General features: G+C 37.8%; 23 protein-coding genes. 9 read left to right on the top strand and 14 right to left on the bottom strand.

Annotated elements, in window-relative coordinates; translation table 11 throughout:
* Nucleotides 1–21: 21 nt before the first annotated feature.
* The 5 genes from V7077_RS22485 to hemE form a co-directional block, all read right to left on the bottom strand.
* Nucleotides 22–1,584: a fatty acid--CoA ligase family protein gene (locus tag V7077_RS22485; RefSeq protein ID WP_335506096.1), complete on the bottom strand. Its 1,563-nt coding sequence runs from the start codon at nucleotides 1,582–1,584 to the stop codon at nucleotides 22–24.
* Nucleotides 1,585–1,720: 136 nt separating this feature from the next.
* Nucleotides 1,721–2,710 (bottom strand): lipoate--protein ligase, encoded by a 990-nt coding sequence (locus V7077_RS22480; protein WP_335506094.1) that lies wholly within the window; start codon nucleotides 2,708–2,710, stop codon nucleotides 1,721–1,723.
* Between the two features lie 15 nt (nucleotides 2,711–2,725).
* Nucleotides 2,726–3,460 (bottom strand): MBL fold metallo-hydrolase, encoded by a 735-nt coding sequence (locus V7077_RS22475; RefSeq protein ID WP_335506092.1) that lies wholly within the window; start codon nucleotides 3,458–3,460, stop codon nucleotides 2,726–2,728.
* Between the two features lie 144 nt (nucleotides 3,461–3,604).
* On the bottom strand, nucleotides 3,605–4,534 hold the full coding sequence (gene hemH / locus V7077_RS22470; protein ID WP_335506090.1) for a ferrochelatase: 930 nt from the start codon (nucleotides 4,532–4,534) through the stop codon (nucleotides 3,605–3,607).
* 152 nt (nucleotides 4,535–4,686) lie between these two features.
* On the bottom strand, nucleotides 4,687–5,733 hold the full coding sequence (gene hemE, locus V7077_RS22465; RefSeq protein ID WP_335506088.1) for a uroporphyrinogen decarboxylase: 1,047 nt from the start codon (nucleotides 5,731–5,733) through the stop codon (nucleotides 4,687–4,689).
* A 243-nt stretch (nucleotides 5,734–5,976) separates the two neighbouring features.
* On the opposite strand from hemE, the gene V7077_RS22460 reads away from it, so the two are divergent.
* Nucleotides 5,977–6,471, top strand: coding sequence for an antibiotic biosynthesis monooxygenase family protein (locus V7077_RS22460; RefSeq protein ID WP_335506086.1), 495 nt, complete (start codon nucleotides 5,977–5,979; stop codon nucleotides 6,469–6,471).
* 130 nt (nucleotides 6,472–6,601) lie between these two features.
* Entirely contained in the window at nucleotides 6,602–7,999 is a 1,398-nt protein-coding gene (locus tag V7077_RS22455; protein WP_335506084.1) for a hypothetical protein, read from the top strand.
* Nucleotides 8,000–8,172: 173 nt separating this feature from the next.
* On the opposite strand, the gene V7077_RS22450 is transcribed toward V7077_RS22455, so the two are convergent.
* Nucleotides 8,173–8,805 carry a phosphatase PAP2 family protein gene (locus V7077_RS22450; RefSeq protein ID WP_335506082.1) on the bottom strand — a complete coding sequence of 211 codons (633 nt, stop codon included), beginning with the start codon at nucleotides 8,803–8,805 and terminating at the stop codon, nucleotides 8,173–8,175.
* A gap of 147 nt (nucleotides 8,806–8,952) precedes the next feature.
* On the opposite strand from V7077_RS22450, the gene V7077_RS22445 reads away from it, so the two are divergent.
* Nucleotides 8,953–10,128, top strand: coding sequence for a M20 family metallopeptidase (locus V7077_RS22445; RefSeq protein ID WP_335506080.1), 1,176 nt, complete (start codon nucleotides 8,953–8,955; stop codon nucleotides 10,126–10,128).
* A gap of 18 nt (nucleotides 10,129–10,146) precedes the next feature.
* On the opposite strand, the gene V7077_RS22440 is transcribed toward V7077_RS22445, so the two are convergent.
* From V7077_RS22440 to V7077_RS22430, 3 genes are all read right to left on the bottom strand, one after another.
* On the bottom strand, nucleotides 10,147–10,869 hold the full coding sequence (locus tag V7077_RS22440) for an EcsC family protein (RefSeq protein WP_335506078.1): 723 nt from the start codon (nucleotides 10,867–10,869) through the stop codon (nucleotides 10,147–10,149).
* A gap of 102 nt (nucleotides 10,870–10,971) precedes the next feature.
* Complete coding sequence (locus V7077_RS22435) at nucleotides 10,972–12,183, bottom strand: ABC transporter permease (RefSeq protein WP_335506076.1); 1,212 nt, start codon at nucleotides 12,181–12,183, stop codon at nucleotides 10,972–10,974.
* Nucleotides 12,176–12,916, bottom strand: a complete 741-nt coding sequence (locus V7077_RS22430) for an ABC transporter ATP-binding protein (protein ID WP_335506074.1) — start codon at nucleotides 12,914–12,916, stop codon at nucleotides 12,176–12,178. Before V7077_RS22430 ends, V7077_RS22435 begins: the two co-directional genes overlap by 8 nt.
* Nucleotides 12,917–13,555: 639 nt before the next feature.
* On the opposite strand from V7077_RS22430, the gene V7077_RS22425 reads away from it, so the two are divergent.
* Both V7077_RS22425 and V7077_RS22420 read left to right on the top strand, forming a co-directional pair.
* A complete protein-coding gene (locus V7077_RS22425; protein ID WP_335506072.1) occupies nucleotides 13,556–13,975 on the top strand; it encodes an HIT family protein in 420 nt (139 codons plus the stop codon).
* Nucleotides 13,976–14,129: 154 nt separating this feature from the next.
* Complete coding sequence (locus V7077_RS22420; protein WP_335506070.1) at nucleotides 14,130–14,657, top strand: tryptophan transporter; 528 nt, start codon at nucleotides 14,130–14,132, stop codon at nucleotides 14,655–14,657.
* 53 nt (nucleotides 14,658–14,710) lie between these two features.
* Here the strand turns inward: V7077_RS22420 and V7077_RS22415 are convergent, their stop codons facing one another.
* Complete coding sequence (locus V7077_RS22415) at nucleotides 14,711–14,902, bottom strand: hypothetical protein (protein ID WP_335506068.1); 192 nt, start codon at nucleotides 14,900–14,902, stop codon at nucleotides 14,711–14,713.
* A 163-nt stretch (nucleotides 14,903–15,065) separates the two neighbouring features.
* Between V7077_RS22415 and V7077_RS22410 the strand changes: the two genes are divergently transcribed.
* Together V7077_RS22410 and V7077_RS22405 are read left to right on the top strand one after the other, a co-directional pair.
* The gene (locus V7077_RS22410) at nucleotides 15,066–15,428 is read left to right on the top strand and encodes a YtxH domain-containing protein (protein WP_335506066.1); all 363 of its coding nucleotides are present in this window, start codon (nucleotides 15,066–15,068) and stop codon (nucleotides 15,426–15,428) included.
* A 167-nt stretch (nucleotides 15,429–15,595) separates the two neighbouring features.
* Nucleotides 15,596–16,171 carry an HTH-type transcriptional regulator Hpr gene (locus V7077_RS22405; protein ID WP_335506064.1) on the top strand — a complete coding sequence of 192 codons (576 nt, stop codon included), beginning with the start codon at nucleotides 15,596–15,598 and terminating at the stop codon, nucleotides 16,169–16,171.
* Nucleotides 16,172–16,182: 11 nt separating this feature from the next.
* Here V7077_RS22405 and V7077_RS22400 read toward each other — a convergent pair whose 3' ends face one another.
* Complete coding sequence (locus tag V7077_RS22400; protein WP_335506062.1) at nucleotides 16,183–16,521, bottom strand: DUF1878 family protein; 339 nt, start codon at nucleotides 16,519–16,521, stop codon at nucleotides 16,183–16,185.
* Between the two features lie 279 nt (nucleotides 16,522–16,800).
* Between V7077_RS22400 and V7077_RS22395 the strand changes: the two genes are divergently transcribed.
* Nucleotides 16,801–16,980 (top strand): hypothetical protein, encoded by a 180-nt coding sequence (locus tag V7077_RS22395; RefSeq protein ID WP_098529757.1) that lies wholly within the window; start codon nucleotides 16,801–16,803, stop codon nucleotides 16,978–16,980.
* A gap of 99 nt (nucleotides 16,981–17,079) precedes the next feature.
* Here the strand turns inward: V7077_RS22395 and V7077_RS22390 are convergent, their stop codons facing one another.
* Together V7077_RS22390 and V7077_RS22385 are read right to left on the bottom strand one after the other, a co-directional pair.
* The gene (locus V7077_RS22390; RefSeq protein ID WP_040204450.1) at nucleotides 17,080–17,172 is read right to left on the bottom strand and encodes a YjcZ family sporulation protein; all 93 of its coding nucleotides are present in this window, start codon (nucleotides 17,170–17,172) and stop codon (nucleotides 17,080–17,082) included.
* Between the two features lie 33 nt (nucleotides 17,173–17,205).
* The gene (locus V7077_RS22385) at nucleotides 17,206–17,292 is read right to left on the bottom strand and encodes a YjcZ family sporulation protein (protein WP_160724698.1); all 87 of its coding nucleotides are present in this window, start codon (nucleotides 17,290–17,292) and stop codon (nucleotides 17,206–17,208) included.
* 232 nt (nucleotides 17,293–17,524) lie between these two features.
* Here V7077_RS22385 and V7077_RS22380 point away from each other — a divergent pair, with 232 nt between their 5' ends.
* Nucleotides 17,525–18,400 (top strand): peptidylprolyl isomerase, encoded by an 876-nt coding sequence (locus V7077_RS22380; RefSeq protein WP_335506058.1) that lies wholly within the window; start codon nucleotides 17,525–17,527, stop codon nucleotides 18,398–18,400.
* Nucleotides 18,401–18,507: 107 nt separating this feature from the next.
* On the opposite strand, the gene V7077_RS22375 is transcribed toward V7077_RS22380, so the two are convergent.
* Complete coding sequence (locus V7077_RS22375) at nucleotides 18,508–18,696, bottom strand: sporulation YhaL family protein (RefSeq protein ID WP_335506056.1); 189 nt, start codon at nucleotides 18,694–18,696, stop codon at nucleotides 18,508–18,510.
* Between the last annotated feature and the right edge of the window lie 2 nt (nucleotides 18,697–18,698).

Genomic DNA, 18,698 nt, shown 5'->3' with positions numbered 1-18,698 from the left:
GCCTGCCTTACAAAAAATTTTTTAATTGTTTACCTTTTGCGAAATTATATTTTTAAGAGCTCGTCTAAGTATTTTCCCAGTCGTATTCTTGGGAAGTTCATCTATGAATTCAATTGTTGCCGGTACTTTATACTTGGCAAGATGCTCTCTGCAATATTCCTGAAGCTGTTCGCAAGTTAGTGAAGGATTTTTACTGACGACATAGGCGTTGACTGCCTCACCTTGATTAGGATCTGGCACTCCAACTACGGCGACCTCCACCACATCAGGATGATTATAAATTACTTCCTCCACTTCACGCGGGTAAACATTGTAACCGCCCACAATAATCAAATCCTTTTTTCGATCAACAATATAAAAGTAGCCTTCTTCATCCATTCTTGCCATATCTCCGGTATGAAGCCATCCATCTCGAATGGCAGCTTGTGTTTCTTCCGGCATTTTATAATACCCTTTCATCACATTTGGTCCACGAACAATTAATTCTCCGACAGCGCCAATTGGAACTTCTTGTCCAAGTCCGTCAACAATTTTATTTTCTACTCGGAGAATGGAGGTGCCAATTGATCCAGGTTTGCGTGGACGATCAAGCGGATTAAAGGATGTTACTGGTGATGCTTCCGATAATCCATAGCCCTCTGAAATGACCACATTAAATTTTTTCTCAAAATTCTTTAATAATGCTACGGGCAAGGATGCTCCACCGGAAATACATAAACGTAAGGATTCAAGGTCATTCGGATTTCCATCTGGATATTGATAGAGGAAATTATACATGGTCGGTACACCCGCAAAGACAGTCGCCTTATGTTCCTTTATTAACGAGAAAACTTCTTTTGGACTAAATTTAGGTGCAATTAATAGGGTAGCTCCGCTTAGTAATGGAGCATTTAAAACCACGGTTAGACAAAATACGTGAAACATCGGGAGAACGGTGACAACTCTGTCCTCTTGATTCATTTTTAAGTAGTCGCCAACATCCTTAGCGTTGCTATATATATTTTTATGAGTTAACATAGCACCCTTTGGTTTTCCGGTTGTTCCAGAAGTATAAAGGATAATCGCCACATCTTCGTCCCTCAATATTGGGCCTTGAAATGATTGTTCACCAGAGGAGATTATTTCTGTAAACGATTTCATTTTGGGATAAATAGTAAGACTTTCTATTTCTGATAAGACAAGACTATTGGACTGTGTTTCACAGAAGATATAGTGCTCTACCTTTGGCAGTAAGGGATGCATTTTTTCTGCTAGGGGTAAGCCTAAATCAAGTGCAATAACCGCTTTAACGTCTCCGTTATTCAAGATAAAGCCTATTTCATCTGCGGTATAGATAGGATTTACCGGAATAACGGTTACTCCAAGCCGCAATGCCCCATATAAACTGATGACAAATTGTGGTGAATTCCCCAATAATAGAGCAATGTGGTCTCCTTGCTTGATTCCCAATTTTTCTAATCCTGATGCAAACTTCTGTATAGCTTCATCTAATTCGGCATAGGTACCCTGTTGCCCCATAAAAAAGTAAGCGGGTTTGTCGGCAAATTTCTTGGCGGTTACTTGAAGTTGCGCTGAAATATTCATTATTTCCCTCCTCTGAATGAATAATCATTCACATTAATTTTCTAAATATATTATATTTCCTGAATTTTAAGTATTCAAGTATAATACGTAAAAAAGGATAAAAAAACAGCGATGTCTTTATGACATCGCCGCTTAGTTAGTAGATTAAATTAATAAATTCCTCTTTTGAGATATTCCCAAAATAATGCTTTGTATCTATGTCCGAAAGAACTTGTTCAATTTCCCTTCTTTCATAACGAATACCTATTAATTTTTTCTCAATCTCGCTTACCTCACCCACACCAAAAAAATCACCATATATTTTACAATTCTCGATTAATCCTTTATTCACCTCTAAGCGTACATCAATCGAACCGACTGGAAAACGGTGTGAATGCTGAAGATTAAACTTCGGAGATTTGCCATAATTCCATTCCCAATTTTGGTAACGTTCTTTGGAAAGCTGGTGAATCTTTTCCCAATCCTCTTCTGTTAAAATATATTCCGGTATATCATCTTGTTCACCGAAAATATTCTTTAACAATAAGGAACGAAATTCTTCAATACTTACCTTTTCTGTTAAGAATTCTGATATGTTTGCAACTCGGCTGCGGACAGATTTAATTCCTTTTGACTCAATCTTATCTTTTTTAACCTTTAAAGCAGAAACCACGTTTTCAATTTCCGAATTAAGCATTAACGTTCCATGACTAAACATTCTGCCCTTTGTAGAGAATTGAGCATTCCCAGAAATTTTCCTGCCCTCAACTTCTAAGTCATTTCTACCGCTTAACATGGCGTTTACCCCTAATTTTTGCAACGCTTCAACGACAGGCTCGGTGAATTTCCGAAAATTATGGAAGCTTTCGCCATCATCCTTAGTAATAAAACTAAAGTTTAGATTTCCAAGATCATGGTAAACTGCACCACCTCCTGATAATCTGCGGACGACATGTATTCCATTCGTTTCTACATAATCTGTATTGATTTCTTCAATCGTATTTTGATTTTTCCCAATAATAATCGACGGTTCATTTATGTAAAACAATAAATAGGTTTCGTTTATATCAAGATTTTTCAAGGCATATTCTTCAATTGCCAGATTTATATGAGGATCTGTAATCCCTTTGTTATCGATAAATAACATCATCATTTCTCCTTTTTATAGTGATATAGATAGAAATTCATTTGCACGTTTTATTATACCGCTAAATTCCCTGGATGCTTCTGTAATCAGATCATTCAGGTTTCCATAATGCGGCAGGTGTGTAAGAATTAGCTGCCCTACATCAGCTCTCTGGGCTAGCTGACCTGCCTCAATGCTATTCATATGCCCAGCCGACTTACCACTTTGATTTCCATAAAAGTTACATTCACATAAAAGAACATCTGCACCCTGACTCAATTCAACAAATTCCTCTTTAAATGAACTATCACCTGTATAAACAAGAACCTTTCCGCCTGCCTCTATTCTCATGGCATAACAGGGAACGGGATGATTCGTTTTCAAAAATGATATCGTAAATGGGCCTGCAGATAGAACTGCTTCAGGATTATAGGCTATACCCTTTGTTATGGTTTTATAGGTTAGTTTGCTAAACTCCTGTTCATCAAAAGAATGCCCGTAAACAGGCAGATTAGGCAGGTCATTTCCCAGGAATCCTTGTATTAACCTGGCATGCTGCAATACCCCAATATCAGCATTATGATCCGGGTGATAATGGGAGAGAATAACTGCATCCAATTCCTCAGGCTGTAAGACATTTTGAAGTTTTGATAACACACCGCTTCCACAGTCGATTAATAAATGAAAACCTTCATGTTCTACTAAATAGCCTGAACTTGCCTCATTCTTTTTTGGGTAACCTCCCCAATATCCGATAACTGTCAATTTCATATGTAACCCTCCAAATCGTAGTCTAACTTTAATATTCTCAAATAACAGCATCTATTCATGATATAGAAAAAAGAAGCTGACTTCACTGAACAGCTTCTGATTGGAATATTATTTAAAACCCCGGCTTTTATAAACCGACTCTATTTAAGATAAACTCTTTATGATTACGGTTGATAAACATTCGATAAATTCATCTTTCGCATTAGGCATTTCCGGACGGTAATACTTTGCCCCTAATTGATCTGTTACGGTTTTACATTCTATATCATTATCGTAAAGTACCTCAAGATGTTCACATACGAAACCTACCGGTGCGTAAACAAAAGAAGTATACTGTTTCCTATCAAACAGGTCTCTTGTTAAGTCCTGCACATCCGGACCAATCCACGGCTCTGGAGTATTGCCGGCACTTTGCCAGCCAATTTCGTAATTTTCAATTCCTGCTTGATTGGCGATTAAATCAGCCGTTTCTTGAAGTTGACTTGGATATGGATCGCCAAATTGAAGAATCTTCTCCGGCAAACTATGGGCAGAAACAATTAATACAGCCTTCTCCTTTTCCGCTGGCGTCATTTGGTCAAAAATTGTTTTTATTTTATCAACCCAATAGCTTATAAATTTGGGTTCCTTATACCAGCTTTCAATCGTTTTGATTGTAAGTCCGCCTAATTTTTCTGCTTCTTCAACGGCTCTTTCATTGTAAGATTTTACACTAAAGGTAGAAAAATGCGGGGCCAGCACAAGACTAACAGCTTCTTCAATCCCATCATCATGCATCTTTTTTACCGCATCTTCAATAAATGGTTCGATATGTTTTAAACCTAAATACATTTTAAATTCAATTTCATCTTGTATTTGATTAAGATGTTGTTCCAGCTTTTCTGCCTGGTCTAGTGTAATTCTGGCTAATGGAGAAATCCCTCCAATTGCCTCGTAACGATTCCTGAGATCCTCTATCATTTCAGGTGTTGGTTTACGGCCATGGCGAATATGGGTATAGTATGGTATTAAATCATCTAATGAATAGGGGGTACCATATGCCATAACTAGCAGGCCCATCCGTTTCTTTGTCATTTAATTGCACCTCATTTAAAAATCCTACTTTATCTGATTTTATGTAAAAAGGCATTATAGTCTTTCAACCTTTTAATGCCTTTTTGAAACAACTTATTATATTGTGCCAAAAAATTAGACAGCTTACCAATTTAATGACTTACTTCTAAAAATTAACGGCTTAGTTTAGTTGCTGAATAATCATGAATAAAAGAAGTTAACCGTTTCAATGTGTCAGGGTTAACCGATGGGAATACACCATGACCCAAATTAAAGATATAACCGTCCTGAGCCATTCCTTGGTCTAATATTGCTTTAGCTCTCTCTTCAATAACTTCCCAAGGAGCTAAAAGAATCGCCGGATCAAGGTTGCCTTGTACCGTTTTTTGAATTCCCATTTCCCTAGCCTGTTGAATCGGCAGACGCCAATCAAGTCCAACCACATCTAGGGGCAGGTCGTTCCATTCTAGGGCAAGATGGCTAGCTCCTACGCCGAACATAATAAGTGGAACATTTTCCTCTTTTAAGGATGTAAAAATTCGTGTCATGATTGGTTTAATGAAGTAACGGTAATCTTCTACATTTAAGGCACCCACCCATGAATCAAAGATTTGAATGGCTTTTGCCCCAGCTTTAACTTGCGATTTTACATAAGTAATAATCATATCGCCAAGTTTGTCCATTAAAGCAAACCATGCCTTTGGTTCTGTATACATGAATGCTTTAGTCTTATTATAGTTTTTCGATGGACCGCCTTCAATCATATAACTAGCAAGCGTAAACGGAGCACCTGAAAAACCGATTAATGGTACATTTAACTGTTCTTGTGTTAATAATTTAATCGTTTCCAATACATATGGAACATCTTCTTCAGGGTGTATTTCACCTAATTTTTCTACATCTGCCAAGGAGCGAATTGGTTGATCAATCACTGGTCCAATTCCACCCTTTATTTCCACTTCCATGCCAATGGCTGGGAGCGGTGTCATAATATCTTTATATAGAATTGCGGCATCGACGTTATATTGCTCAACAGGTAAGCGCGTGACATAGGCACACAGCTCAGGCTGATGGGTAATTTCAAATAAAGAATATTTTTCTTTAATCTCTCTATACTCTGGCTGCGAGCGGCCTGCCTGGCGCATGTACCACACAGGTACATAATCGGTCTTTTCTCCCCTTGCGGCTTTTAAAAATGTTTCATTAATTATTCTGGTCATGAAGAATTGTCCACCTTTCAAAGACTGTCTGTTTTCCATTTTAATATATTGGCGATAAAATTAAAAACGTTTGTGTACAAAGCTGTCTTCACTATACCTATTAATCCTATTTGTGTATAGCTAACGATAATATCTGTCAAAAAAAAGTCGTTTTTACGTTACTAAATTTGTTTCATCTATCAGAGAATACGGATGATGAATATGTATAGAATAAGGAAGATTATTAAATTAGGAGGAAAAAGGATGAATGTTTATATAACAGCCGGGACACTCGACTTTTTAAAGAAGATTGAAAATAAATATAATCAGGAACTTATGGTGGCACTGCTGAATGAAAACGGGGCCCTGCTGCTGCATGAAACCAATGGTCCATCTGTTTTTAACGAACCACGAAGGTATGAGGTTTTAGAATCTCATGGACAGTTACAACAAAAAGGATTTGTTGTCATGCATAACATCTCCGTTACGGACGAGGGACGTCCCCTATTTGAACATCAGTTTAAACAACAAGCAGATACGATTGTAAACTCCAAGGGTTTGGCCGCACTGCGATTACTCCGTCCCGTATCTTCAAATCCGTATATCATTATGACGGTTTGGGACCACCAATCCTTCTATTTAAAGTGGCAGGGGGCAAATTCCCCGCTGGATCAACTAAAAGCCAGCTTTGACGGACAGCAAAAGCTATTCACTAGTACACCCTATGTGAGCAAATATACAATTGCAGGCGATAATTAATCTTAATTTTCTAATGGAGATACCCTCCATTTTTTTTTATTCCTCCACTTCACCACTTGATACAGATTACATATTCTGTATTACAGCCAAAACAGGGCTATAGCCCTTTTGGTAGAAAGGAGGAGTTGCTATGTTTATTCAACTTACAGCCCTTCATTGGATATATGTAGCCTTTATTATTCTCATTATTGGATTTATGGTCATGAGAAGGGACACGACCATTGTGTGTATTGTCGGGATTTTCTTAATAGCTCTGACCGCCACTGGCAGTTTAAGTCATTCCGTCAGCAGTATCTTTAACAGTTTTAGCTATGCTATTACCGAATTATTATCAACTATTCTTGTCATTTCAATTATTGTGGCGATGAGCCATACGCTAACGTCTACGGGAATTAATGATGTGATGATATCACCTTTTCGAAAACTCATCCGAAATCCAGGGCTTGCTTATTGGACGATTGGGATTTTAATGATGGTCATTTCTTGGTTCTTTTGGCCATCCCCTGCCGTTGCCCTGCTTGGTGCCGTTCTGCTTCCGGTAGCGATTAGAGCCGGGCTGCCTGCACTTGGAGTTGCCATGGCGATGAATTTGTTTGGGCACGGAATTGCTTTATCAGGTGACTTCGTCATCCAAGCAGCCCCTAAACTTACGGCAGATGCCGCTGGACTTCCCATTCAGGATGTCATTAATGCCAGCATACCACTTGTTTTTATTATGGGGCTAGTCACCACGATTACCGCCTTCTATTTTTTAAGGAGAGATATGAAGCGCGGGACCCTTCAAACCACTTCTGCTATATTGCCTGATTCCTCTCTGGATGAAAATAACAAACAAGACCTCTTAACACTCGCTCAAAGACGATTTTTCGCGATTTTAGTTCCCTTGTTATTTGTTGCGGACGTTATCGCTATGTCCACTCTCGATTTAGCAGGCGGAGATGCAACAGCCTTAATCGGTGGAACCTCTATTCTAATTCTTCTTCTTATTACCGTCACGAGTCATAAGAATAAAGGCCTTGAAAAAACGACTCAATATTTAATTGAGGGCTTCCAATTTGGCTTTAAGGTGTTTGGTCCAGTTATTCCAATAGCTGCATTTTTCTACCTTGGCGACAGCGGGTTTACAAAAATCATCGGGGAGTACTTACCAAAAACCTCGAATGGGATTGTTAATGATCTCGGTGTAGCCCTTGCCAGCATTGTCCCACTAAGTAAAGAAGTTGGTGCAGTCACACTCACAGCTGTTGGTGCTATTACTGGTTTAGACGGTTCAGGCTTCTCAGGAATCTCACTTGCCGGGTCCATTGCCAGTTTATTCGCTGCAGCTATCGGGAAAGGGGCAGCTACCCTTACTGCGCTTGGCCAAATTGCAGCGATATGGGTGGGTGGCGGAACCCTTGTACCATGGGCTTTAATTCCTGCAGCTGCTATTTGTAATATCGACCCGTTTGAATTGGCTAGAAGAAATTTGATCCCTGTCTTTATAGGGCTAGTCGTCACAACGATAGTTGCAATGTTTTTAATATAAAGAAAAGCGCAAGCGCCTTGTTCAGCCCCGACAAGCATAAGACGAGCCGGCCGAAAGGTTGTTTTTTAACCTTTTGGACGGATTGGCTTATGACCTCGAGGGGCTAGGCGCTGGAGCTGGACAATTCTCGAAGACTTATTCCACCTTCCTATCTCATAAAGAAAAGGCCGTGATTAACTCGGCCTCTTCTTATATCGCTGTTTAAAAGAATGATAGAAAAATATCCAAATAACAGCCCAGATAAATCCTAATGCATACCCGCCCAATACATCAGAAAGATAATGAACCTGTAAGAAAATTCGACTAGCACCGATTAAGAGTAGTATTACTACTGCTAACGAGGCAATGAACCATTTGGCTATTTTTGACTTCATGCCCTTGATTAATAAATAAGCGGCCGTAAAGTAAAGCACCATACCCACCAGTGCATGCCCGCTTGGATAACTATAGCTTTCAACCTGTACCAGATGTTCTAAATCAGGCCTAGGACGGACAAACCAATCTTTTAATATCTTATAAACTTCATTAGCCAAAGCAATCGATAAAGCGAGCATGGCTCCCCCGGCAAAGTCCCGCTTTTTCAACAGTAACCACGCTAACATTAACAAGGCAACAATGCCTATTCCTAGTTTATCCCCCAACTCCGACACTTGAATAAAAAATGGAATAGCCGTATGAGGCACGTGTGCAAACAAGCCTGTGGCATAATCGTCCATCCAAAAAGTGCTGTGTATAGCTACTTTAATCGAGATATATAAAGCAATTAAAACAGCGATTATTAGAAAAACAAAAGATTTATTTCTCAAAATCCTCCCCCATCCCCTTGATGCTCTTTGTTTAAATACTTTTAAAAGTATAAAAAAAATCACTGTAAAAATCTATAAAATAGTGGTAAAAGTGTTAAAATTGTTTGAAAATACATTTTTTAACATCAACTATAAGGGGGATTACATATGTTAAACAACCTATTCACTAAATTAGAAGGTTACTACGATGAAATGGTCTCCATCCGCCGCCATCTGCATCAGCATCCGGAATTATCTTTTCAGGAATATAACACCGCAAAGTTTATTCAGAACTATTATGAGAAACTGAATATAGAAGTAAAGGGACAAGTCGGCGGCAATGGTGTAGTGGCAAAGGTCTATGGTAAAAAACCAGGCAGGACGGTGGCATTACGGGCAGATTTTGACGCATTACCAATTCAAGATGAAAAGGATGTACCCTACAAATCATTAGTCCCCGGCGTCATGCACGCATGTGGACATGACGGACATACCGCCACCCTTCTTGTTCTTGCAAAGACACTACACGAGCTTAGGGATGAATTAGAAGGAAACTATGTTTTTATTCATCAACATGCCGAAGAATATGCACCAGGCGGCGCTGCTGCTATGATTGAGGCGGGCTGTTTAGAAGGAGTCGATGTCATTTTCGGAACTCATCTTTGGGCAAGTGAACCGACGGGCATAATCCAATATCGTACGGGACCGATGATGGCAGCAGCTGACCGGTTTGAGATAGAAATACAAGGAAAAGGCGGGCATGGAGCACAGCCACATAAAACCCGAGATGCGATAGTGACTGCTTCACAGCTTGTCGTCAATCTACAGCAAATTGTCAGCCGTAAGGTTAGCCCTGTGCATGCGGCAGTAGTTACAGTAGCTTCCTTTATTGCAGAAAATGCTTTTAATGTGATTGCTGATAAAGCCAAGCTGACGGGGACCGTTCGGACATTTAATGAAGACCTCAGACAATTTATTGAAGAGGAAATGGAAAGAATCATACATGGAACATGTTATACAACAAGCAGTTCCTATCAGTTTGATTACTATAGAGGTTATCCGCCAGTTGTTAACCATGAAAAGGAAACTGAGCTCCTCATCCGTTGTGCTCGATTGGTTCCTGAGGTTACGAACATTGAGGAAACAGAACCGGAAATGGGTGGGGAAGATTTTGCCTATTATTTAGAAAAGGTTCCAGGTACCTTCTTTTTCACCGGTGCAAAACCAGGACGAGAAGAAGATGGATATCCACATCATCACCCAAGATTTGATATTGATGAGAAAGCGATGTTAATTGCTGCTAAAACGCTAGGTTCAGCCGCACTGAGTGTCCATACCGAATAAGAATGGATAGCCCCTAACTTAGAGTTCAGGGGCTTTTTGCAGCAGCCTTAAGCGATAACAATTCATCGCGGTGTCACCTAAAGTTTTTAGAAGATTGTGATTAGCATATGCCCCCACGAAAGCTCCAATTCCCGGCACAAGCTGAAAAAGCTTGGCGAGATCAATATAATCTCTGTATTCCTGCTGAAACTTGCGCCAATCCATTTCGGTGAGTTCGATTTTTCTCTGGTCCCATTGTTCAATTTCTGATAAGGTATTTCTCCGGATTTCATCACTTGAAAAAGCTAATTGAAATACATGTAGAATAAATAATCTTTCCTCATATTTTTTTGCATCAAATCCATAAATTGATGCTGAATCAAACAGAAATTTCATTTTTATAGTCAGGAGTAAAGGAAAGTCGGCAAGCCCCAGTAATATTCCTCCTGCGCCTGTACCTGCTCCTTCAACAATGGCTGTTTTTTGGTAAAAGGAAATCTTCTTTCGAATTAATTCATCTCTTTCAGCTAGAGTTAAACCATTTGCTTGATCTCTATTGGTAGTGAGCTGAGAGCCAAATAACGTTGCCTTTACCATAGCTTTAATGCTCTCCGTCATCATTTCATGTACCTTTTCTGGAATCCATTCATTTATTTTCACTTGGGCTTTCTTTGATATCCGATTCATCATCCCTGAACGTTTAATTATTCTCCGTTTCCATTCTTCCACTTCTTCATAAACTTTAACTTCATATTCATTCAATAGGACCAACTCCTCTCATTATCATTTTAGTAATCTATACGAGCAAAACAGACCAATAGTTCCAAAAAAAAATCCCCCATAAATGGGGGCAGATCACTCAGGTTATTTTTTTAATCGGCTTTTACTATAAAAATAAACAAAGAAATAGCTAAACACGAGCCCTGTTCCTAAAACAAGCAGTGAATAGTACCATTCTCCCTTAAGCAAAATTAATACCGCAAAGATAAGCGATTGGACCACTAATAGTATCATCAACAGAAAATGGAATGCAGTTGTCTTATCACTTGCTGAGACCGGATATAAATCCACCCAAAGCTTATTTTGATGATGATTCCATAACGGCAGTAATTGAAATCCCGTTAAGTATATAAATAAAATGGTCAGTAAAAGCTGTCCAATTCCAAAGGAGATAAAATAAACGGCCAGGACACCAATGACCGTCAGTCTGACAAACAATCCCAGATAGTCAGATGACCGCAAAAACGTCCTTGCGAACAAAAAAAGGTAGGTTTTTTCCTGTGAAAAAGGAATCCTGCTAATGAACAAATCAAGATATTTCCTTCTTTTAACCGTATCTTTTAATTTGGGGACATCTGTAAATAAATTAGCGAGCCGATAAAAAGAGGCCATCCTCTTTTCTTCTGCATCAATTAATTGATCCCATTTTAACCCTATTTTCGTTGTCTTTACGTGAAAGGAGTAATAATAAAAGGCCATAATCACTCCGATTACAAGGAGAATAAGAAGATTTGCTTGTTTTAACAAGAGATAGGCAAATACTGCATTTATTAAATAACGAATAAGGTAATCCCAGCGGTGCACAGATATTTCCACATAAAATTGAATTTTCCATGCGGCAGCTAAATTCCAAGCCTTGAGAACAAGGAAAAGGAGCAAAAATGGAATAAACGAACCAAACCCATTTCCGCTGACATGCGCATAGATGGGCATTAAGACAGCAAAAACTAATAATAAGATATATCCTTGAAACACGAAGCTTGCAATCCCTGAACGGAGAAAATACCCTTTTAATCTCTCCTCTAAAGGAAGTAGAAACACCTTGTCCGCTTCAAGCAAAAAATTATAAACCGGACTATAGGTAACAAATATTCCAACTATGACTGCTATGACCAATTCAGCGGGAAAATTTGGCGAAAGAGCCTTTATCCATTCTTGATAATAATATGCGGCGGTTCCAATTAAAAATAATAAGACAATCACGATATGACCATTGAAAATATAACGTAAATACCTTCCTAAGTCCTTCATTCGACCGCTGGCACGGTCCCTCCAAAGCTTATTTTCATCAAACATAATTTTCTTCCTTTGTTAATTGAATATACAAATCATCCAAAGATGCTGTGGGCATAGAAAATTGTTCCCTTAATTCAGACAGTGTGCCTTTGGCCCGAATTTTCCCTTCATGGAGAATGACAAAGCGATCACAGTACTTCTCAGCTGTTGCAAGAATATGGGTTGACATTAATATTCCTGCACCGTTATCTTTCATCTTTTTCATTAGATCAAGAAGTGATTGAATTCCGAGTGGATCAAGCCCAACAAAAGGCTCATCCACAATGTAAAGGGAGGGCTGAACCAAGAAAGCACACATAATCATGACCTTTTGTTTCATCCCCTTTGAGAAATGAGCTGGAAACCATTTTAAGCGTTTTTCCATCCGAAATTCGGAAAGCAACGGAGAAATCCTTGCTTTAAATGTAGGTTCATCTAAACCATAGGCCATCGCGGTTAACCTCAAGTGCTCATCTAAGGTAAGTTCCTCATATAAAACCGGTGTCTCTGGAACAAACGTAAATAAACGGCGATAAGCTTCCTTATTTTCCATGAAGGACTGACCATTAATTTGAATCGTACCTTTATGAGGCTCCATAAGCCCGATAATATGTTTAATGGTTGTACTTTTCCCTGCCCCATTTAGCCCAATAAGGCCCACAATCTCCCTTTCCTTTACGTCAAAGGAAACATCTTTTAAGACAGGATTTCTTGTATAGCCACCGACTAAATGTTCAATTTTTAATAAGGCCATTCCCAAACGTCCTTCCATTTCAGTTTATCGTAATCAGAAAGAATTCATCTATGTATTCATAAATTCAAAAGTCGTGAATCCGTTTAATTTAATTTTAACAAATAACAATCGTAAAAAATAGAAATTCAATTTTTCTTATCTTTTTTGTATAAAACTTTAACAGACGGACATCATAATATTCGAAGGGGAAATAACTTATTCCGATGAAGTGATTCATCAAAATTTGAGATGAGGTGTCTGCTAAAGACAATTTCCTTTCAAACAAGTGAGCTTCTATTCGTTTCAGATAAGGGGATGGTTGTTTTGTACAATGTGCATGCTAACCATTTAGAGTTCAAGTAACACTCAACTGTTTATCTTCAAAAATAAACGGCAAATGAGGTGTTTACCGCAGATCACGACCCGTTTTTAAAGGTTAGGTAAACCAATAAAAACATATAGGGGATGGTCAGCTTGAACAATGATGTCTCTTTATAAAAAAACACTCTATGAAAAATGAGGTGTTTATCAAAGAACATTCCTAATTGAACGCAGATTTGAAGCATTCCCCTTCGGGAAGGCAGGATTCCACGCGGATCCTGTCTTTTTCCTATTTTTCATGGTAAAATAATACAAACATTTTAAAAAGGGGCTGTATGTATGAGTGATTGTATTTTTTGTAAAATTGTCAATGGAGAAATTCCAGCTGCAAAAGTTTTTGAAAATGAACATGTATTAGCATTTTTAGATATCAGTCAAGTGACAAAAGGACATACTCTCGTCATTCCAAAAGTACATAAAGAGAACTTATATGAACTGACACCTGAAATCGCCAGAAACCTATTTGAAGTAGTACCATCTATTGCCAATGCGTTAAAAAAAGAATTTGAACCTATCGGGTTAAACTCCATTAATAATAACGGTGAACATGCAGGACAATCTGTCTTTCACTTCCATTTGCATTTGATCCCCCGCTATGGAAAAGGTGATGGCTTCGGCGCAGTATGGAAAAACAATCAAAGTGATTATACCCCGCAAATGTTACAGGACATGGCTTCAAAAATTCAAAAACAACTATAGTTCATTTAACAAGGGTTAAACGTAAGTTTTCTGAAAATTATTTCTTTAAAAATATTATCGTAATATGGTATAATGGTTGTAAGTTTCTCGCTGCAGGCAATGAGTGCACTGCAGGAGAAACAAATAGCTTAGGATAGCAGAGGAGAGATGAGAAATGAATACAAAGAATCTTGTCGTTTTAGCACTTTTAGCGGGAATAGGGGTCGTATTGCATACAGTAATGCCAGCATTCCTTAGTATTAAGCCGGATATGATGCTTGCTATGATGTTTTTAGGAATTATTCTTATTCCGGAGATAAAAAGTGTCATGCTGCTCGCGATTGTAACGGGTGTATTGTCTGGTATTACAACAAGTTTTCCTGGCGGTACAATTCCCAATATCATTGAGAAGCCGGTTACTGCATTAGTCTTTTTCGGTTTATTTTTAGCCTTAAACAAATACCGGAATTCGATTATTTGTGTGGGGGCCTTAACGGCAATCGGTACATTGGTATCAGGAAGCGTATTTTTAGGTGCAGCCTTCTTTATCGCAAGCCTACCTGCCCCATTTACAGCCTTATTCGTAGCCGCTGTATTACCTGCAACTGTTCTAAACACGGTCGTTATGGTTATTTTGTATCCAGTAGCTCAATCGATTGTTAAGAGAACTAAATTAACATCAGCTTCCGTGATTCAGAAGTAATCTACGGGATTGTTAAGAAAAGAACCCTCTCGGGTTCTTTTCTTAAATTACTTCTAGAGAAAATATGACAGAGACAACGCAATTAACAAACAAATACAGGCAAATCCGGCCAGCCCGGCTGCTCTTTTTTTTAAGACTTGTTTTGGTGGATATACACCCGGTCTTTTTAATTCAACTAAATATTTAAATGTGCCTAAGAGCAGGATCGCACTTAGAATAAAAAGAATTACTGCTGCAGTCTTCATCCCTTTGTTCCTCCTTCTAGAATCTCCTTCGAACAATAGTTGTAACTATTTATATGAGTTATCGTCCATTCCTATGAAGGACTTGTTTAGGGGGAAAAGGTAGAGGGAATTACTCTTAAAGAATAATTTTTTTAAAATAGCCAATTTGGAGGAAATACGTAAAATGAAAGTTAAAACATTTCTATACGGATTTATGACAGGAGGTCTTGCTGCCGGAGTTAGTATATTACTAACTGCGCCAAATTCAGGCAAAGTAACCCGGGGGAATATGAAGAAGAATACGCAGACCGTCCTAAATCAATTACAAGCCATAAAGAAAAACTTATTGGAGCTAAAGAACTCTGCCGTACACGCATCAAAAGAAGGACGCGCACAAATTTCCACTTTTTTAGCCGAAGTTAAAATGGCCATTGCACAATGGGAAGATGAAGTAAGCCCTCAACAGGAGCGGATTCAAAAAGAAATAAGTGAAATGAAGGATACCATTCAAGAATTAGAAGATGAAATTTCTGATAATAATAAATAGTCTAAACTACCTTTTCAAATTTCATTTAAGATAGATATTAGTAAAAAAACATAAAATCAAGATAAAAATTGTACAATTTCTAAAAATTTTGTGAATTTATACTTTATTAATTTTTATTTTATTGGCATAATGATAAAAAGAGAAATTAAAAGTAGGTGAAAATGGGGATGACTGAGAAACAATATTCGTTAAAGGAAGCAATGATTTTTAGTCAGCGTATTACTCAATTAAGTAAAGCGCTATGGAAATCAATTGAAAAGGATTGGCAGCAATGGATAAAACCCTATGATTTAAATATTAATGAACACCATATTCTCTGGATCGCTTATCATTTGAATGGAGCTTCCATCTCAGACGTGGCAAAATTCGGGGTCATGCATGTCTCAACAGCTTTTAATTTTTCAAAAAAGTTAGAAGAACGAGGATTGCTGAAATTTTCAAAAAAGGAAAATGACAAGCGAAATACCTATATTCAACTAACAGACAAAGGCGAAGAGATCCTGCTTCAATCAATGGAAACCTATCAGCCAAAAGGGAATGCAGTTTATTCAGGGGCGTTGCCACTTCGAGATTTATATGGAAAATTCCCAGATATAATTGAAATGATGGCCATTGTCCGTAATATTTATGGCGAAGATTTTATGGAAATCTTTGAACGTTCTTTCCATAATATTGAAAGTGAGTTTGTTGAAGAAAACGGCACATTGAAAAAAATAAAAAATACGGAACAGAACTTGGTTTAATATGCCCTATCTTATAGATAGTTTCGTAACTCCATAAAAAGAGGCTCGAACAATCTTTGCTGCAAGCAGGCCTTCACGACCTCTTCCATTTTTAAATGAGCAGGGAGCGCAGCTGATAATTGATTAAGAAGCGGATGGAAATGAACGAAGCCTTCCGCTTTTTGTTCTGCCAGTTTCACGGTTAATTCCTCACACAACCGGTAGAAATTGTTAACTTCCCGTTCCGAAAGCCCGTTTTCAATGATTAACCGATAAAAGCCTTTATTGGGATGGCTTAGTAATTTAATTAACAACCTTTGATGAAATTCAAGAAGATTAATCCTGTGCAATAGAAGATCCTGTTCATTCATACTTTAACACCTCTTATCATTACCTTTCTTACCTATGTTCATTATTCACCTTTTAAAGGGATGGGTAAACCTTTTTGTCCTATAATCAAAAAAATAATTGCAAATATTTCGACTCCATCATGTTCTAGAAAACTTCCATTCTTTTTTACTATCTTTTTTTTATATTTTTTGATATTGTATAAAAAAGTGGAAGCGAACAATTAACGCTTCACCAGGGATATTTTGGAAAACATCTATCGCTGAAAAAACATAAGTAAACCATCTGGGAGGGAATCAATGATGATCTCCATTTTTATTGTCTTCGCCATTTTTATTTTATTTTATGTAAATAAAATGACTAATTCCCTTTGTATCCAAAAAGAGATACCGGAAGAGAATCAGCATAAGGTATTCCGTACCATTAATGTGCTCATTACCATTTTATTGATTTCTTCATATTTAGAAATCCTCTATACATAATCCATCAAAGCAATTTGGATATGTAATCATAAAGGTTAGAATAAAAAAGCGAAGCGATGAGGTAATTCTCATCGCTTTTTATTTTTTGTTACTTCTTAATTAGTAAATCCAAGAAGCTCCAATGATAATCAATAGGATGAAAAGAACTACAACTAATGCAAAGCCTCCACCGTAACCTGCTCCACCAGACATAATTTAGCCTCCCCTCATTGTCATTTGCTTAAATTAATAAACCCAAGAAGCCCCAACAATAATCAATAGGATGAAAAGGACTACAATTAGAGCAAATCCTCCGCCATATCCTCCACTCATCATAAAACCTCCTTTTTCATTTACTAAGATATACTATTCATGAAGGTTTCATTTCGTTTAGGCACTTAGCTCATTTTTTATGGAAAAGTCCAAGAAGCTTATTTTGTTTGAAATTTCGATAAACACTTACACTTTTATTTTTGCAGCCGTACCCATTTATGTTATAGTAAACATTGTGGACAAACCTTTTCACAGAATTTAACTAATTTAACTATTTAGGAGAGATTTCAGCATGAAAAAATGGATATTAGCCCTTACAATGGCTGGAAGTGTACTTGCATTAGGTGCATGTAATCAAACTAGTTCAGAAAAAGTGGCAGAAAGTAAAGCTGGGAATGTTACTCAAGAAGAATTATACAATACAATGAAGGACAAATACGGTCAGCAAGCCCTTCAACAACTGGTATATGAAAAGGTGCTATCTAAAAAGTACAAAGTTACGGATAAAGAGTTAAATGCAAAGGTGAGCGACTTAAAGGAACAGCTAGGTACCAATTTTGATGCGACTCTTGCCCAGTACGGTTATAAAAACGAAGCTGACCTAAAGAAAACCATGAAGCTTGGTATGCTACAAGAAAAGGCTGCAATGAAAAATGTTAAGGTAACAGACAAAGAATTAAAGGATTATTATGCTTCTTACCAGCCTGACATTAAGGTTCGCCATATTCTTGTTAAAGATGAGAAAACTGCACTTGACGTTAAGAAACAGCTTGATGGCGGTGCAAAGTTTGAGGATCTTGCAAAAAAATATTCAACTGATACTGCTTCTGCTCAAAACGGCGGTGATCTAGGTACGATCAATAATACGAATAAAGACCAATACGATGCTGATTTCATTAAAGGTGCATACGCACTTAAGGTAAATGAAATTAGTGCACCAGTTAAAACGCAATTTGGTTATCATATCATTCAAGTTACTGAGAAAAAAGAGAAGAAGTCTTATGATGAAATGAAGAAAGATATTGAATATCAGGTCAAATCATCTAAACTAACAAGTGATGATATTAACAAAGCAATGCAGAGCGAGTTAAAAGCAGCTGATGTAAAAGTAAATGACAAAGACTTAAAAGATGCTCTAAATCCAACAACAGCTACTCCTGCGCAATAAAAAAGCGAAGATACGGTGAGTTACTAACATAAGAAAGCGGAAGCCCATATCAGGGTTTCCGCTTTTTATATTGTCTTTCGTTTATATCCAGTCTTTCTTCCAGTCATTTATTCACCGGGTGCTCTCAATTCCTCACGTTTTTCCTTTTCACGCTCGAGTCGTTTAATATAAATTTCTCCTTCACGCTCGATACTTTCCATTTCTACTTGCCGCTCGTCCCGCCCCGTTTTAATCGCCATTAGGGCGCTAATTACTATTCCTGCCACTACTGCATAGATCCAAATAGGTATTGTCAAAG

This window comes from Neobacillus vireti, from assembly GCF_036962465.1.
In the GTDB taxonomy this organism is placed as follows: domain Bacteria; phylum Bacillota; class Bacilli; order Bacillales; family Cytobacillaceae; genus Neobacillus; species Neobacillus vireti_B.
Note: the sequence above shows the minus strand (reverse complement) of the source record. Positions and strands in the feature narration are given on the sequence as shown.

What these genes read in the sequence shown, in the direction of transcription:
- V7077_RS22475 (WP_335506092.1), bottom strand. Translation starts at nt 3,460, where the DNA reads ATGAAATTGACAGTTATCGGATATTGGGGAGGTTACCCAAAAAAGAAT.
- V7077_RS22445 (WP_335506080.1), top strand. Translation starts at nt 8,953, where the DNA reads ATGTTAAACAACCTATTCACTAAATTAGAAGGTTACTACGATGAAATG.
- V7077_RS22480 (WP_335506094.1), bottom strand. Translation starts at nt 2,710, where the DNA reads ATGTTATTTATCGATAACAAAGGGATTACAGATCCTCATATAAATCTG.
- V7077_RS22485 (WP_335506096.1), bottom strand. Translation starts at nt 1,584, where the DNA reads ATGAATATTTCAGCGCAACTTCAAGTAACCGCCAAGAAATTTGCCGAC.
- V7077_RS22430 (WP_335506074.1), bottom strand. Translation starts at nt 12,916, where the DNA reads ATGGCCTTATTAAAAATTGAACATTTAGTCGGTGGCTATACAAGAAAT.
- V7077_RS22405 (WP_335506064.1), top strand. Translation starts at nt 15,596, where the DNA reads ATGACTGAGAAACAATATTCGTTAAAGGAAGCAATGATTTTTAGTCAG.
- V7077_RS22420 (WP_335506070.1), top strand. Translation starts at nt 14,130, where the DNA reads ATGAATACAAAGAATCTTGTCGTTTTAGCACTTTTAGCGGGAATAGGG.
- V7077_RS22410 (WP_335506066.1), top strand. Translation starts at nt 15,066, where the DNA reads ATGAAAGTTAAAACATTTCTATACGGATTTATGACAGGAGGTCTTGCT.
- V7077_RS22435 (WP_335506076.1), bottom strand. Translation starts at nt 12,183, where the DNA reads ATGTTTGATGAAAATAAGCTTTGGAGGGACCGTGCCAGCGGTCGAATG.
- hemE (WP_335506088.1), bottom strand. Translation starts at nt 5,733, where the DNA reads ATGACCAGAATAATTAATGAAACATTTTTAAAAGCCGCAAGGGGAGAA.
- V7077_RS22415 (WP_335506068.1), bottom strand. Translation starts at nt 14,902, where the DNA reads ATGAAGACTGCAGCAGTAATTCTTTTTATTCTAAGTGCGATCCTGCTC.
- V7077_RS22455 (WP_335506084.1), top strand. Translation starts at nt 6,602, where the DNA reads ATGTTTATTCAACTTACAGCCCTTCATTGGATATATGTAGCCTTTATT.
- V7077_RS22380 (WP_335506058.1), top strand. Translation starts at nt 17,525, where the DNA reads ATGAAAAAATGGATATTAGCCCTTACAATGGCTGGAAGTGTACTTGCA.
- V7077_RS22385 (WP_160724698.1), bottom strand. Translation starts at nt 17,292, where the DNA reads ATGAGTGGAGGATATGGCGGAGGATTTGCTCTAATTGTAGTCCTTTTC.
- V7077_RS22390 (WP_040204450.1), bottom strand. Translation starts at nt 17,172, where the DNA reads ATGTCTGGTGGAGCAGGTTACGGTGGAGGCTTTGCATTAGTTGTAGTT.
- V7077_RS22425 (WP_335506072.1), top strand. Translation starts at nt 13,556, where the DNA reads ATGAGTGATTGTATTTTTTGTAAAATTGTCAATGGAGAAATTCCAGCT.
- V7077_RS22400 (WP_335506062.1), bottom strand. Translation starts at nt 16,521, where the DNA reads ATGAATGAACAGGATCTTCTATTGCACAGGATTAATCTTCTTGAATTT.
- V7077_RS22395 (WP_098529757.1), top strand. Translation starts at nt 16,801, where the DNA reads ATGATCTCCATTTTTATTGTCTTCGCCATTTTTATTTTATTTTATGTA.
- V7077_RS22460 (WP_335506086.1), top strand. Translation starts at nt 5,977, where the DNA reads ATGAATGTTTATATAACAGCCGGGACACTCGACTTTTTAAAGAAGATT.
- hemH (WP_335506090.1), bottom strand. Translation starts at nt 4,534, where the DNA reads ATGACAAAGAAACGGATGGGCCTGCTAGTTATGGCATATGGTACCCCC.